The sequence below is a fragment of the Lysobacter enzymogenes genome (assembly GCF_017168095.1).
GTDB lineage: Bacteria > Pseudomonadota > Gammaproteobacteria > Xanthomonadales > Xanthomonadaceae > Lysobacter > Lysobacter enzymogenes_D.
Window position 1 is genome coordinate 1 of the sequence record NZ_LXSD01000266.1, and the last position, 12,099, is coordinate 12,099.

Here is a 12,099-nt window from a genome sequence, read left to right on the forward strand (position 1 = left end):
CGCCGCCTGCCCGAAGCCGCGCTGCCGCCGGCCGCGCCGAAGCCGCGCCCGCGCCCGCGCATGGCCGAGCGCGACGAGGCGCAGGCGCGCGACGAATTCCGCCACGCCCTGGACGAACAACTGCTGGAAGCCGGCGACGCGCTGAGCTATCGCCGCGACGAACTGCCGCCGAACGTGTTCGCGCGGCTGCGCCGCGGCGAGATTTCGGCGCAGGAGGAACTGGACCTGCACGGCAGCCCGGTGCGCGAGGCCGAGGCGCTGCTGCGCGCCTTTCTCAACGACGCGCGCACCCACGAAGTCGGCTGCGTGCGCGTCATCCACGGCAAGGGCCGCGGCGGCGGCAACGACTTCGTCGACAGCCGCGGCCTGCCGGTGCTGAAGAATCTGGTCGACCGCATGCTGCGCCAACGCGCGGACGTGCTGGCCTTCCACTCCGCGCCGAGCGCGCAAGGCGGCACCGGCGCGGTGCTGGTGCTGCTGGCGCGGCGGCGGCGCTGAGCGCGCCGCGCCCGTCGTTCAATCAGCGCTGCTCGGTATCGGCCAGGCGGCGCCGGTCCGGCGGATTGACCCACTTCACTTCGATGCCGCGGCGCAGGGCCAGGCGCTCGACCGCCGAGACGTAGGCGTTGTCGCGGTCCATGCCTTCGACCTGGTGCTTGGACAAGGTCGCCGGCAGCGACGGATCGGACGGCGCGACGTAGGCGCTCTTGCTCTGGTGCCCGGCGCAGGCGGCCAGGACGCAGACGGACAACGACGCGACGGCGGTGCGCAAAGCATTCATGACTTCGGCTCCCTGACGTGATGTCCCGCCGCGGGCGGCGGGCGCAGCCGGCCGGTGCCGACTGTCGCTTCCGGCTTATACGCGCGCCGCAAGCGCCGGCCAGTGCCGCGCGATACCACCCGACGAGCGGTCGCGGCGAAGGAGCCAATCCGGCCTGCGCGCAGGCCGCTGCGGACGACGGCGCGGCGCGCGCCCGCGCCCGCACCAACGGCCGTCAGCGCGCGCCGTCGATCCGGCCGATTTCGGCCAGCACCACGGTGGCGTACGCGCCGGCCGGCAGGACGAACCCGACTTCCAGCGCGCCGTCGTCGCGCCAGCGCCATTGCATCTGCTCGGCGCGCAGCCGCAGCGCGCGCCGCTCCTGGTCCATCCCGGCCGCTTCCAGCCCGGCGCGCAGCGCCAGCGCCTGTTCGCCTTGCAGCGCGTCGAGTTCCAGCGCGCGCACCGCGCCGGCGCTGCGCAATTCGCCGCGGCCCCACAACGGGCCGCTGGGATGGATGTCGCAGCGCGCCAGGCGCTCGGCCAGCGCCTCGTTCCACGGCTCCGGCCCGAATACGCTGCGGCTGCCGGCCAGCGACCACACCTCGCCGTCGAGGCCGGCGCCGTCGCACAATCCGCTCCAGCTGCCGTCGCGCACGCGCGCGGCCAGGACGCGGTTGAACAGTTCCGAACGCGCCGCCGACAGCAGCAGGCTGCGCTGCTCGCGGCGCACGCGGCGGCCGGCGAACATCGCCAGCGCATTGGCGACGTTGTCGCCGTCGCGGCCGAAGCGCTGTTCGCCGAAATAATTGGGCACGCCGTGCGCGCAGATGTCCTGCAGGCGCTGTTCGATCCGATCGCGCTCGCCTTCCACCTCGCGCAAGGCCAGCACGAAGCGGTTGCCGGCCAGCGCGCCGCGCGGCAGTTTCTTCGCGTGCCAGTGGTGTTCGAGCACGCGCAGCTCGTCGCTTTCCAGCGACGCCAGATCCGGCGCCACGCGCTTGGGCAGGTGCACGCTGAAGCGCTGCACGGTCACCGCGTGGCGGTCCTTGAGCCCGGCGTAGCCGATCGCGACCTCGCCTACCCCGGCCCACTGCGCCAGCCGCTTGGCGGCGAAGGCGGTGTTCATGCCGCGCTTTTCCACGGTCAGCAGCAAGTGCTCGCCGCTGCCGCTGGCGGCGAACGAGGGCAGTTCCTCGACCCGAAAATCCTCCGGCGCGCTGCGGATGCGCGCGCGCAGCGCCGGCGCGCCGTGCGCGCGCGGCAGCTCGTCCGGGCCCGCTTCGTCGGCGCCGCTCATGCGCCGACCAACAGGCACACGGCGGTCGCCGCGATGCCTTCGCCGCGGCCGGTGAAGCCGAGTTTTTCCGAGGTGGTGGCCTTGACGCTGACCGCGTCGACCGCGATGCCCAGGTCGGCGGCGATCGCCTCGCGCATCGCCTGCGCGTGCGGGCCGACCTTGGGCCGCTCGCACACCACGGTGACGTCGCAATTGCCGACCGCGTAGCCGCGCTGGGCGATCAGCGCGTTGCAGTGGCGCAGGAACGTGCGGCTGTCCGCGCCGCGCCAACGCTCGTCGCTGGGCGGGAAATGCCGGCCGATGTCGCCCAGCGCCAGCGCGCCGAGCATCGCGTCGCACAGCGCGTGCAGGACGACGTCGCCGTCGGAATGGGCGATCACGCCGCGCTCGTGCGGCACGCGCACGCCGCCGAGGACGACGTGGTCGCCGTCGCCGAATGCGTGGACGTCGTAGCCTTGGCCTATGCGGATGTTCATGAGTGAAAACCTTAAGCCGGAAGTTAGCGGATAGGAGATAGGAGATAGCCAGAGCAGAAGCGGAACAACGGCGTGCACGCCCGCTTTTCGCTATCTCCCATCTCCTATTCGCTATCTCCTGTTCGCTATTTCCTCAGCCCTTGCCGATCAGATATTCCGCCAGCGCCAGATCCGCCGGCGTGGTGACCTTGAGGTTGTCCTCGCGGCCTTCCACCAGCCACGGCTGCGCGCCGGCGCGTTCCATCGCCGCGGCCTCGTCGGTGACGACGACGCCGGCGCGGGCGGCCTCGCTCAGCGCCGCGGTCAGCGCGCCGCGGCGGAACGCCTGCGGGGTGAACGCGCGCCACAGGCCGTCGCGCGGCTCGGTGCCGAGGATGCGGCCGCGGCCGGCGCGCTTGAGCGTGTCGCGCAGCGGCGCGCCGAGGATGGCGCCGTCCGGCGCGGCCTCGGCCGCGGCGATCAGGCGGCCGACGTCTTCGCCGCGCAGGTTCGGGCGGGCGGCGTCGTGGACCAGCACCAGCGCGTCGTCGCCGGCCTGCGCCGGCAGCGCGCGCAGCGCCGCCAGCACCGAGTCGGCGCGCTCGCCGCCGCCGGTGCAGCGCAGCACCGGCTTGCCGAGCAGTTCGCTCCAGCCCGGCCACAGCGCGTCGTCGGCCGACAGCGCGACCATCGCCCCGGCCACGCGCGGATGCGCCAGCAGCGCGCTCAGCGCGTGTTCGATCAGCGGCTTGCCGGCGATGCGCAGGTATTGCTTCGGAACGTCGCCGCCGAAGCGCTGGCCGCGGCCGGCGGCGGGAAGTACGGCCCAGATCATCGGCAGGCTTCGCGGGTAAGGGACGCTGCGTTCAATGCTGCACCGGCGCCGGCATCGGATGCGGTTCCGGCGCCGACGGCGGCACCTCGGTCGGCGGCTCGTCGACCTGCTCTTCCAGCGAGGGCTGGTCGTCGGCCGCGTCCTGGCCGGCGGCGGTGCCGTTCTGCACCGCGCTGACCGCGGCCGCGGCGTTGGGGCCCGGCGCCTGCGGCTTGGCTTCGACCACGCGGTAGAAGGTCTCGCCGGGCTTGATCATGCCCAGCTCGCTGCGCGCGCGCTCCTCGACCGCGGCCTCGCCGGACTTGAGGTCTTCGACCTCGGCGGCGAGCGCGTCGTTGCGTTGCTGCAGGCCCTGGTTCTCGCGGGTCTGCCCGTCGACCTGGGCCTGCAGCGCGGCGACGCTGCCGCCCCCGCCGCCGCCGGCCCACCACAGCCGGTACTGCAGCAGCGCGAGCAGCGCCAGCAGCGCCAGCGCCACCACGCCCAGCCACGCCTTGCGCGACTTCTCCGCCATACCGGCTCCGTCGGCCTCGCCTTAGCGGCGCAGCGACACGAACGCGTCGCGGCCGGCGTAGCGCGCCGCCGAGCCGAGCTGCTCTTCGATGCGCAGCAACTGGTTGTACTTGGCGACGCGGTCGCTGCGGCACAGCGAGCCGGTCTTGATCTGGGTCGCGGTGGTGGCGACCGAGATGTCGGCGATGGTGGTGTCCTCGGTTTCGCCGGAGCGGTGCGAGACCACCGCGGCGTACCTGGCGCGGTCGGCCATGGCGATGGCTTCCAGGGTTTCGGTCAGGGTGCCGATCTGGTTGACCTTGATCAAGATCGCGTTGGCCACGCCCTTGTCGATGCCCTCGGCGAAGATCTTCGGGTTGGTCACGAACAGGTCGTCGCCGACCAGCTGCACCTTGTTGCCGATCTTGTCGGTCAGCAGCTTCCAGCCGGCCCAATCGTCCTCGGCCATGCCGTCTTCGATGGTGATGATCGGGTACTGCGCGGCCCAGTTGGCGAGGAAGTCGACGAACTGCTCGCTGGTCAGGCGCTTGCCTTCGCCGACCAGGTGGTACTTGCCGTTGTCGTAGAACTCGGTGGAAGCCACGTCCAGGCCCAGCAGGATGTCCTCGCCGGCCTTGTAGCCGGCCTTGCCGATCGCTTCCAGGATGGTTTCCAGCGCCTCTTCGTTGCTGCGCAGGTCCGGGGCGAAACCGCCCTCGTCGCCGACCGCGGTGCTCAGGCCGCGGCCCTTGAGCACCGACTTGAGCGCATGGAACACCTCGGCGCCGGCGCGCAGGGCCTCGGCGAAGTTCGGCACGCCGACCGGCAGGATCATGAATTCCTGCAGGTCGACGTTGTTGTCGGCGTGGGCGCCGCCGTTGATGATGTTCATCATCGGCACCGGCAGCACCGGGGCGCGGTCGCCGGCGAGGTATTTCCACAGCGGCAGCTTCTTGCTCGCCGCCACCGCGTGAGCGTTGGCCAGCGACACGCCGAGCAGCGCGTTGGCGCCCAGGCGGCCTTTGTTCTCGGTGCCGTCGAGGTCGATCATGCGCTTGTCCAGCGCGGCCTGGTCGGTCGCGTCCATTCCCTTGAGCGCCTGGGCGAGGGTCGTGTTGACGTTCTCCACCGCCTTGCGCACGCCCTTGCCCAGGTAGCGGGTCTTGTCGCCGTCGCGCAGTTCCACGGCTTCCTTGCTGCCGGTGGAGGCGCCGGAGGGGACCATCGCGCGGCCGAAGCTGCCGTCGGCCAGGGTCACTTCGGCTTCCAGGGTCGGGTTGCCGCGGCTGTCGAGGATTTCGCGGGCGTGGATCTGGGTGATCGAGGTCATGTCGGAGGGGTCAGGGAGGGTGGGAAGTGGGAAGGGTCGAAGCCCGGGCCAGGCCAACGATAGCCGAGATCGCGGCGCGCGCCTGTGGGCTGTTGCCCCAGCAACTGGCGCGCAGCATACCGGCGACGTCGGCGCAGATGCGCGCCGGGTCGGCTCCGGCGAGCGCGTTCAGCGAGCCGTAGCCCGCCTGCTCCAGGCGCGCGATCACGGTTTCGCCGACGCCCTTGAGGGCGAGCAGGCGCTGGCGTTCGGGGTCGGAAAAGGCCATCGGCGCCGGCTCAGGCGCGCCGTCGCGCGCGGCGGCGGCGGCGGGAAAGCGGTAAGGCGGCGGCCGCGGCGGATGCCGGGGCCGCGCTCGCGGTCGTGGCGGGCCGCGCTGGGTCGGGCATCAGAAATCCTGCTCCAGGAACCCGTTCTTCTTGGTGATCCGGTCGATCTCGACCAGGGTCTCCAGCAGCCGGCGCATCTTCGGCAGCGGCACCGCGTTGGGGCCGTCCGACAGCGCTTCTTCCGGGCGCGGATGGGTTTCCATGAACACGCCCGACACGCCGACCGCGATCGCCGCGCGCGCCAGCACCGGCACGAACTCGCGCTGGCCGCCGGACTTGCCGTCCATGCCGCCGGGCAGCTGCACCGAGTGGGTCGCGTCGAACACCACCGGGCAGCCGGTGTCGCGCATCACGCTCAGCGAGCGCATGTCGCTGACCAGGTTGTTGTAGCCGAAGCTGGCGCCGCGCTCGCAGGCCATGATCGCCTCGTTGCCGGTGGCCTTGGCCTTGGCGGTGACGTGCTTCATCTCCCAGGGCGACAGGAACTGACCCTTCTTGATGTTGACCGGCTTGCCGGCGCGCGCCACGTTCTGGATGAAGTCGGTCTGCCGGCACAGGAAGGCCGGGGTCTGCAGCACGTCGACGACCGAGGCGACCTCGGCCATCGGGGTGTATTCGTGCACGTCGGTCAGCACCGGCACGCCGATCTGGCGCTTGACCTCGGCCAGCACCTTCAAGCCTTCCTCCAGGCCCGGGCCGCGGAAGCTCGTCGCCGAGGTGCGGTTGGCCTTGTCGAAGCTGGACTTGAAGATGAAGGGGATGCCGAGCGCGGAGGTGATCTCCTTGAGCTGGCCGGCGACGTCGAGCTGCAACTGCATCGATTCGATCACGCAGGGGCCGGCGATCAGGAAGAACGGCTGGTCCAGGCCTACGTCAAAACCGCAGAGTTTCATGCTTGAGTTCCGGTTGCGTTCGTTGGGCGATCAGATGGCGGCGCGCGCCGCCGCCGACAAGGCCGGCGCCTGCAACGCGCCGGCCCATCGGTAAGCGCGGTCGGCTACTGCTTGACCTCGCGCAGCAGCTTGCCGCCGGCCTTGGCCTCGCGCGCGGCGCGCACGAAGCCGACGAACAGCGGATGGCCGTCGCGCGGCGTGGACAGGAACTCCGGGTGCGCCTGGCAGGCCAGGAACCACGGGTGCTGGCTGCGCGGCAGCTCGACCATTTCCACCAGCAGGTCGTCCATCGACTTGGCCGAGATCACCAGGCCGGCGTCTTCCAGCTGGGTGCGGTAGCGGTTGTTGAACTCGTAGCGGTGGCGGTGGCGTTCGCCGACCACGTCCTTGCCGTATAGCTCGCGCGCCAGGGTGCCGGGCTTGATCCGCTGGTCCTGCAGGCCCAGGCGCATGGTGCCGCCGAGGTCGCTGGCTTCGTTGCGGCGCTCGACTTCGCCGGTGGCGGTGCGCCATTCGGTGATCAGGCCGATCACCGGATGCGGGTTGTGCTTGTCGTTCTCGGTGCTGTTGGCGCCGTCCAGGCCGACCACGTGGCGGGCGTAATCGACCACCGCGGCCTGCATGCCGTAGCAGATGCCGAAGTACGGCACCTTGTTTTCGCGCGCGTACCTGGCGGTGGCGACCTTGCCTTCGAAGCCGCGGTCGCCGAAGCCGCCGGGCACCAGGATGCCGTCGACGTCGCCGAGCGCGTCCACGCCGTGGCGTTCGACTTCGCTGGATTCCAGCCACTTCAGCTTGACCTTGGTGCGCTGGCGCAGGCCGCCGTGCTTGAGCGCCTCGGCCAGCGACTTGTACGCGTCCTGGTGGTCGATGTACTTGCCGACCACGGCGATGGTGACTTCATCGACCGGATGGGTGGTGGCGTCGACGACTTCGTTCCACTCGCTCAGGTCGGCCGGACCGGCCTGGATGCGCAGGCGGTCGAGCACGATCGCGTCCAGTCCCTGCTCGTGGAACCACTGCGGCAGCTTGTAGATGTTGTCCAGGTCGACGGCCGAGATGACCGCCTTTTCCGGCACGTTGGTGAACAGCGCGATCTTGCGGCGCTCGCCGTCGGGCAGCGGCTGCTCGCTGCGGCACAGCAGCACGTCGGGCTGGATGCCGATGGAGCGCAGTTCCTTGACCGAATGCTGGGTCGGCTTGGTCTTGAGCTCGCCGGCGGCGGCGATGAACGGCACCAGGGTCAGGTGCATGAACAGCGCGTGCTCGGGGCCGCGCTCGGTACGCAGCTGGCGGATCGCTTCCAGGAACGGCAGCGACTCGATGTCGCCGACGGTGCCGCCGACCTCGACCAGGGCCACGTCGAAGCCTTCAGTGGCTTCCACGATCAGGCGCTTGATCTCGTCGGTGATGTGCGGGATCACCTGCACGGTGCCGCCGAGGTAATCGCCGCGGCGTTCCTTGCGGATCACGTTCTCGTAGATCCGGCCGGTGGTGATCGAGTTCTTGCGGCTCAGCCGCGTGCGCAGGTAGCGCTCGTAGTGACCCAGGTCGAGGTCGGTCTCGGCACCGTCGTCGGTGACGTAGACCTCGCCGTGCTGGAACGGGCTCATCGTGCCCGGGTCGACGTTGATGTAGGGGTCGAGCTTCATCATCGTCACGCGCAGCCCGCGCGCTTCGAGGATGGCCGCCAACGAGGCCGCCGCGATGCCCTTGCCAAGCGAGGACACCACGCCGCCGGTGACGAAGATCAGGGGAGTCATGGATTTTGCAGCCGCTGGAAAGCCGCAGTTTACAGGTTGGCGCGTGAACCCGCGACTGCTTGACACCGGGGCGGGCCGTGGTGAAGCCGCGCAAAGCCTTGCCGGGCAAGGGTTTGCGCCGATTCGGCGGATCCGTCCGGGGCGGTGCGCCGCAACACCGCGGCGGGGGGCTGCAGGCCGCAGCCGGCGTCCGCGACCGGTCCGGCCGCCACGCCCGGTCGGCCGCCGGCTCTGCGGATCGACCGGCTCTGCAGATCGATACGCCGCCGACCTGCGCGCTCAGCCGGCGATGCGCGCGCCGCGCTCGGCCAGCAGCTCGCGCAGGATCGAACGGTGGCAATGCGATTCGTCCTCGCAATAACAGCCGACCGAGAAATCGCTGTGCGCCGACATCGCCGCCAGCAGGTCGAGCGCTTGCCGGGCTTCGTGGCTCTTCATCTCGGCCTTGTACTTGCGCACGAACGCGTTCCACTGCGCCGGGGTCTGCGCGGCCTGCGCCTGCTTCATCGTCTCCAGGCTCGGCGCGAGGGTCGGAAACCATACGTCGTACCAGTCCCGGCGGGCGAATTCGGACTTGGGCACGCCGCGCGGCGGACGCCGCACGGTGCCGATGCGCAAACCTTCGCCGCGCCGCCGCGGCGTGCCCAGACGAACGATGTGGATGGCCATGATTCGCTCCCGCCCGATGCGCCGCTCAGCGCCAGAATCGCCACCAGGGCTTGCGCGCGGTGGCGGGCCCGGCGTCGCGCGACGCCACCGCCTCCAGCCCCTGGATCCCGCCGCACAGCGGGCATTTGGCGGTGAACATCTCCATGACCGCGTCCCGCGGAACGTCCGGAAACACCGCACGCACCAGGTCCGACGGCGCATCGAACAGTTCGTCGAAGCCGCACCGATCGCAAGGCGAGATCGTCCAGTCGGCGCGCTCGCGCAGGTACTTGTCGCTGACCATCACCGGATGCGGCGCGGTGGCCGGCGCCAGGAAACGGATCGGCCCGTTCTCGGCGACGCTGCGCAAGCCGTGCGGCTGGTTGAGCACGATCCCGTCGAACACATCGCCGGACGCCGCGACCACCCGCACCCAGATCAGCTCCGGCGGCGCGTGCGCGATGCGCGGCCCGCCGTCGTGCGCGATCACCTGAAGATCGTCCGGATAATCGGGCAGGAACCGCCCCTTGAGCCTCGCATGTTCGCGCCATTGGCCCATCGCTATCCCCTTGGCCGATACCCTCGCCCCTGCGCGACGGTTTCGCGCGATGCTCGATCCGCGCCCCGCCCCTGTCAAGGCGCGGCGGCGGGCTCGACCACCGCCAGGATCGGCCCGAGCTTGCCGCGCCGGTCGCGGCGCCCAAGCTGCGGCGCGTACAGCGACGACAGCGTGCCGTCCAGGTACAGCGCGTCCTGGCAGCCCAGTTCGTCGCGGAAGTAACGCGCGAATTCGTACAGGCTGACCTTGCCGTCGCTGATCGCCCAGATCACCTCATCACCGTTGATGCCGATGCCGTTGCGCAGGTGGCGCGAGCGCGATTGCGGGTCCAGCGCCGAATGGATGCGACCGCCTTCGACCAGCAGCGGCCCCGACTGTGTCGCCAGCCGCGCGCCGCGGGCGAGGTCGGGATAACGCGAAGCTTCGACCACGTGCGGCTTGCCGTCGCGATCGAGCAAGAACACGCCGTTGGGCTTGAGGTAGAAGTTGCCCTCGCCCGCGCGCAGGTTCAGCGGCGCGCGCTCGCGCCCGTCGGCGACGAACAGGCCGACCGGCGAGTAATCCGGCTCGAACATGCCGGCGTTCATCGCATAGCGCAGGCGCTGGCCGCGCGCTTGCAGCCAGGCGTCGAGATCCTTGAAGCGGTGGAACGGCCGGCCGCGCTCATCGTTCAAGTACAGCGCCAGCGGCTGGCTGCGCGTGTCGATCCGCAGCACGGTGTAGCGCGGCTCGCGCGCGGCCGCGGGCAGACCGAGCAGCGAAGCCAGGGCGAGGCAGATCCAGGCGACGGCACGGCGCATCGAAGATCGATCCTGGCGAAAGTACGGCCATCCTAGCCGCAACGCCCGATCAGCGGCCGCCGACCGCCTGGTCGGTCTCCACCTGCACCCAGCGCATCGGCCGTTGCGGATGCCGCGCGAGGGTGCGTTGGATCGCGCGCGACAGCCGCGCGCAATCGCGGCAGCGCGGCGAGACGAATTGCAGGAACAGCAGCCCGCGCGGCGGCGCCGCCAGTTCGGCCGGCGGCGGCAGCAGTTCGGCCAACTGGCACGGGCCGAGCCACGGAATGCGGAAATAACTGCGATCGACCACTTCGCCCCAATAGGCGTCGTCTTCCGCGGCGACGAACTCCGCCTCCTGCATCCATTCCAGCGGGATGTCGCCGGCTTGCCGGTCGCGTCCGTCGAAGCGGTGAATCAGGCCGGCGTCCGGGTCGAACACGTACAGCGGCGGCAGATAGTCCAGGCCGTCCGGCGGCCACCGCAGAGCCATCCGCATCGGCGCGCCCGGCGCCCCGGGGCCGTGGGTCGCGGCGCCGGCGCGGACGAATCCGGCCGGCGTCGACGGATCGGACGGAACGCCCGAGCATCCCTTCACCGCAACAGGCTGCGCCTGCGCGTCGTCGACGCGCGGCGCTCGCGCGCCCGAATGCGCACAAGCGGCCAGCGCCGCCATCAGCACTGCGACCGTCCCTGCCCCGAGCGTACGCATCGGCCTTCCTTGCGCTGGGTTTCGCCTACTCTAGCCTTTACGCCGGGCCAAAAAGAACGCCCCGGCGCTGGCCGGGGCGTTGCGATGCTGATTCGAGGCCGCTGCGCGGCCGCGGCGGCGCGGGCGGCTTACTTGTTGCCCTCTTCCTCCGGCTCGACCCCGCGGTCGCCGGACTTCTGCCGCTTTTCGGCCTCGGCCTTCTTCTTGGCCTCGGCCTTCTTCGCGTCGTCGGCCTTCTTGGCCTCTTCGGCCTTCTTGTCGGCCTGCGGATCCTGCTGGGCGAACGCGCTCGGCGCGACCAGCACGGCCAGGGCCGCGACGATGGCGGCGGGGAGCAGCAGCTTGCGGATCTTCATGGCATACCTCCAAAAAGTGGAATGACCGGAACCGGGACGGGCGCCCGGTCCGCGGGCGGGCCGGGGCATCCCTGCCGCGACGCCGCGAACCCTAGCGCCGGCCGCCTCGCCAGGGGCTGAACGGTCGGTCCATCGGGTCGCACGGCTTGTGTAGACGGTACACGGGACGGGGCTGCGGGCCGGTTTTTCAATCGCGCCGCCGATCGCGGACGACGCCCGCGCCACGCGCCGCCGGCGCGGTCAGTAGCGGCCGCCGAACATTTCGGTCACCGCCTGCATGGCTTGGCGCCAGCGCGCCAGCAGGGCCTCGTCGGCCTGTTCGTCGAACTCGCGCACCGCCCGCAGCAGGCTGTCGATCCAGTACGGATACAGCTCCGGCCGCACCGGCGTGCGCCCGGTGCGGGCGTGCACGTCGGCCATCTGCTCGCTGGTGCGCTTCACCACCGCGCTGCCGGCGGCGTAGAAGATCGCCACGCTGATGCCGCGGCGCAGGGCCAGGCGCTGTTTCTGGAAGTCGGTGCGGTCGAACAGCGGCGCCACGTCGGGATGGCTGGCCATGAAGATTTCGTAGAAACGTTCGATGAAGCCCTTGCGGATGAGGCAGCGGCCGTAGCTTTGCTGCAGGTCGTAGTACTGGTCCTGGGCGGACACGGGCCCTCCTGGGGCGTGTGGGGGGGGAAGGAGCGGGAACAAAAGCGGGGATTGGAGATTGCGGAACCGAACGCGCCGGGGAGGATGGCAGCACCGGGCGGGGTGCGGTTTGCGCCAGATCAATCCGCCGGTGTGGCGCGGGCCGCGCTTGATCGCGGCGGCTTGCGCCGGCGGTCGCGCGACGCGGCGCGCGCCGGTCGCAGCCGGCGAGACGGCGGCGGGCGTGAATGTCGCCCG

Annotated in this window: 15 protein-coding genes and 1 pseudogene; 1 reads left to right on the top strand and 15 read right to left on the bottom strand. The window is 70.8% G+C overall.

The features are described from left to right. Nucleotides 1-6: 6 nt before the first annotated feature. Entirely contained in the window at nucleotides 7-498 is a 492-nt protein-coding gene (locus tag A7A76_RS07515; protein WP_241200784.1) for a Smr/MutS family protein, read from the top strand. Nucleotides 499-520: 22 nt separating this feature from the next. Here the strand turns inward: A7A76_RS07515 and A7A76_RS07520 are convergent, their stop codons facing one another. The 15 genes and pseudogenes from A7A76_RS07520 to A7A76_RS07590 all read right to left on the bottom strand — a co-directional run bounded on the left by A7A76_RS07520 (nucleotide 521) and on the right by A7A76_RS07590 (nucleotide 11,862). Further along, the gene (locus A7A76_RS07520; RefSeq protein ID WP_206410613.1) at nucleotides 521-781 is read right to left on the bottom strand and encodes a hypothetical protein; all 261 of its coding nucleotides are present in this window, start codon (nucleotides 779-781) and stop codon (nucleotides 521-523) included. 214 nt (nucleotides 782-995) lie between these two features. Beyond that, nucleotides 996-2,060: a tRNA pseudouridine(13) synthase TruD gene (gene truD / locus A7A76_RS07525; protein WP_206410614.1), complete on the bottom strand. Its 1,065-nt coding sequence runs from the start codon at nucleotides 2,058-2,060 to the stop codon at nucleotides 996-998. Further along, nucleotides 2,057-2,536, bottom strand: coding sequence for a 2-C-methyl-D-erythritol 2,4-cyclodiphosphate synthase (gene ispF / locus A7A76_RS07530; RefSeq protein WP_206410615.1), 480 nt, complete (start codon nucleotides 2,534-2,536; stop codon nucleotides 2,057-2,059). The genes truD and ispF overlap by 4 nt, the downstream gene beginning before the upstream one ends. 133 nt (nucleotides 2,537-2,669) lie before the next feature. Further along, nucleotides 2,670-3,350 (bottom strand): 2-C-methyl-D-erythritol 4-phosphate cytidylyltransferase, encoded by a 681-nt coding sequence (gene ispD / locus A7A76_RS07535; protein WP_206410616.1) that lies wholly within the window; start codon nucleotides 3,348-3,350, stop codon nucleotides 2,670-2,672. A 148-nt stretch (nucleotides 3,351-3,498) separates the two neighbouring features. After that, nucleotides 3,499-3,842 (bottom strand): annotated as a pseudogene (gene ftsB / locus A7A76_RS25835) (cell division protein FtsB); the annotation flags it as partial. Between the two features lie 43 nt (nucleotides 3,843-3,885). Next, nucleotides 3,886-5,172 carry a phosphopyruvate hydratase gene (eno, locus tag A7A76_RS07545; RefSeq protein ID WP_206410618.1) on the bottom strand — a complete coding sequence of 429 codons (1,287 nt, stop codon included), beginning with the start codon at nucleotides 5,170-5,172 and terminating at the stop codon, nucleotides 3,886-3,888. 10 nt (nucleotides 5,173-5,182) lie between these two features. After that, entirely contained in the window at nucleotides 5,183-5,440 is a 258-nt protein-coding gene (locus tag A7A76_RS07550) for a helix-hairpin-helix domain-containing protein (protein WP_206410619.1), read from the bottom strand. Nucleotides 5,441-5,560: 120 nt separating this feature from the next. Further along, on the bottom strand, nucleotides 5,561-6,394 hold the full coding sequence (gene kdsA / locus A7A76_RS07555) for a 3-deoxy-8-phosphooctulonate synthase (RefSeq protein ID WP_206410620.1): 834 nt from the start codon (nucleotides 6,392-6,394) through the stop codon (nucleotides 5,561-5,563). A 104-nt stretch (nucleotides 6,395-6,498) separates the two neighbouring features. Then, a complete protein-coding gene (locus A7A76_RS07560; RefSeq protein ID WP_206410621.1) occupies nucleotides 6,499-8,157 on the bottom strand; it encodes a CTP synthase in 1,659 nt (552 codons plus the stop codon). A gap of 279 nt (nucleotides 8,158-8,436) precedes the next feature. Next, entirely contained in the window at nucleotides 8,437-8,826 is a 390-nt protein-coding gene (locus tag A7A76_RS07565; protein WP_206410622.1) for a DUF488 domain-containing protein, read from the bottom strand. Between the two features lie 25 nt (nucleotides 8,827-8,851). Continuing rightward, the gene (locus A7A76_RS07570; protein ID WP_206410623.1) at nucleotides 8,852-9,364 is read right to left on the bottom strand and encodes a hypothetical protein; all 513 of its coding nucleotides are present in this window, start codon (nucleotides 9,362-9,364) and stop codon (nucleotides 8,852-8,854) included. 74 nt (nucleotides 9,365-9,438) lie between these two features. Further along, nucleotides 9,439-10,164: a phosphodiester glycosidase family protein gene (locus A7A76_RS07575; protein WP_206410624.1), complete on the bottom strand. Its 726-nt coding sequence runs from the start codon at nucleotides 10,162-10,164 to the stop codon at nucleotides 9,439-9,441. 49 nt (nucleotides 10,165-10,213) lie between these two features. Then, nucleotides 10,214-10,636, bottom strand: a complete 423-nt coding sequence (locus A7A76_RS07580) for a hypothetical protein (protein ID WP_206410625.1) — start codon at nucleotides 10,634-10,636, stop codon at nucleotides 10,214-10,216. A gap of 347 nt (nucleotides 10,637-10,983) precedes the next feature. Further along, nucleotides 10,984-11,211, bottom strand: coding sequence for a hypothetical protein (locus A7A76_RS07585; RefSeq protein WP_074863653.1), 228 nt, complete (start codon nucleotides 11,209-11,211; stop codon nucleotides 10,984-10,986). A 240-nt stretch (nucleotides 11,212-11,451) separates the two neighbouring features. Next, nucleotides 11,452-11,862 (bottom strand): globin, encoded by a 411-nt coding sequence (locus A7A76_RS07590; protein ID WP_206410626.1) that lies wholly within the window; start codon nucleotides 11,860-11,862, stop codon nucleotides 11,452-11,454. Nucleotides 11,863-12,099 lie beyond the last annotated feature (237 nt).

Coding starts and splice junctions, on each gene's coding strand:
- truD (WP_206410614.1), bottom strand. CDS start 2,060: ATGAGCGGCGCCGACGAAGCGGGCCCGGACGAGCTGCCGCGCGCGCAC.
- A7A76_RS07570 (WP_206410623.1), bottom strand. CDS start 9,364: ATGGGCCAATGGCGCGAACATGCGAGGCTCAAGGGGCGGTTCCTGCCC.
- A7A76_RS07575 (WP_206410624.1), bottom strand. CDS start 10,164: ATGCGCCGTGCCGTCGCCTGGATCTGCCTCGCCCTGGCTTCGCTGCTC.
- A7A76_RS07580 (WP_206410625.1), bottom strand. CDS start 10,636: ATGGCTCTGCGGTGGCCGCCGGACGGCCTGGACTATCTGCCGCCGCTG.
- ispF (WP_206410615.1), bottom strand. CDS start 2,536: ATGAACATCCGCATAGGCCAAGGCTACGACGTCCACGCATTCGGCGAC.
- A7A76_RS07520 (WP_206410613.1), bottom strand. CDS start 781: ATGAATGCTTTGCGCACCGCCGTCGCGTCGTTGTCCGTCTGCGTCCTG.
- kdsA (WP_206410620.1), bottom strand. CDS start 6,394: ATGAAACTCTGCGGTTTTGACGTAGGCCTGGACCAGCCGTTCTTCCTG.
- A7A76_RS07565 (WP_206410622.1), bottom strand. CDS start 8,826: ATGGCCATCCACATCGTTCGTCTGGGCACGCCGCGGCGGCGCGGCGAA.
- eno (WP_206410618.1), bottom strand. CDS start 5,172: ATGACCTCGATCACCCAGATCCACGCCCGCGAAATCCTCGACAGCCGC.
- A7A76_RS07550 (WP_206410619.1), bottom strand. CDS start 5,440: ATGGCCTTTTCCGACCCCGAACGCCAGCGCCTGCTCGCCCTCAAGGGC.
- ispD (WP_206410616.1), bottom strand. CDS start 3,350: ATGATCTGGGCCGTACTTCCCGCCGCCGGCCGCGGCCAGCGCTTCGGC.
- A7A76_RS07585 (WP_074863653.1), bottom strand. CDS start 11,211: ATGAAGATCCGCAAGCTGCTGCTCCCCGCCGCCATCGTCGCGGCCCTG.
- A7A76_RS07560 (WP_206410621.1), bottom strand. CDS start 8,157: ATGACTCCCCTGATCTTCGTCACCGGCGGCGTGGTGTCCTCGCTTGGC.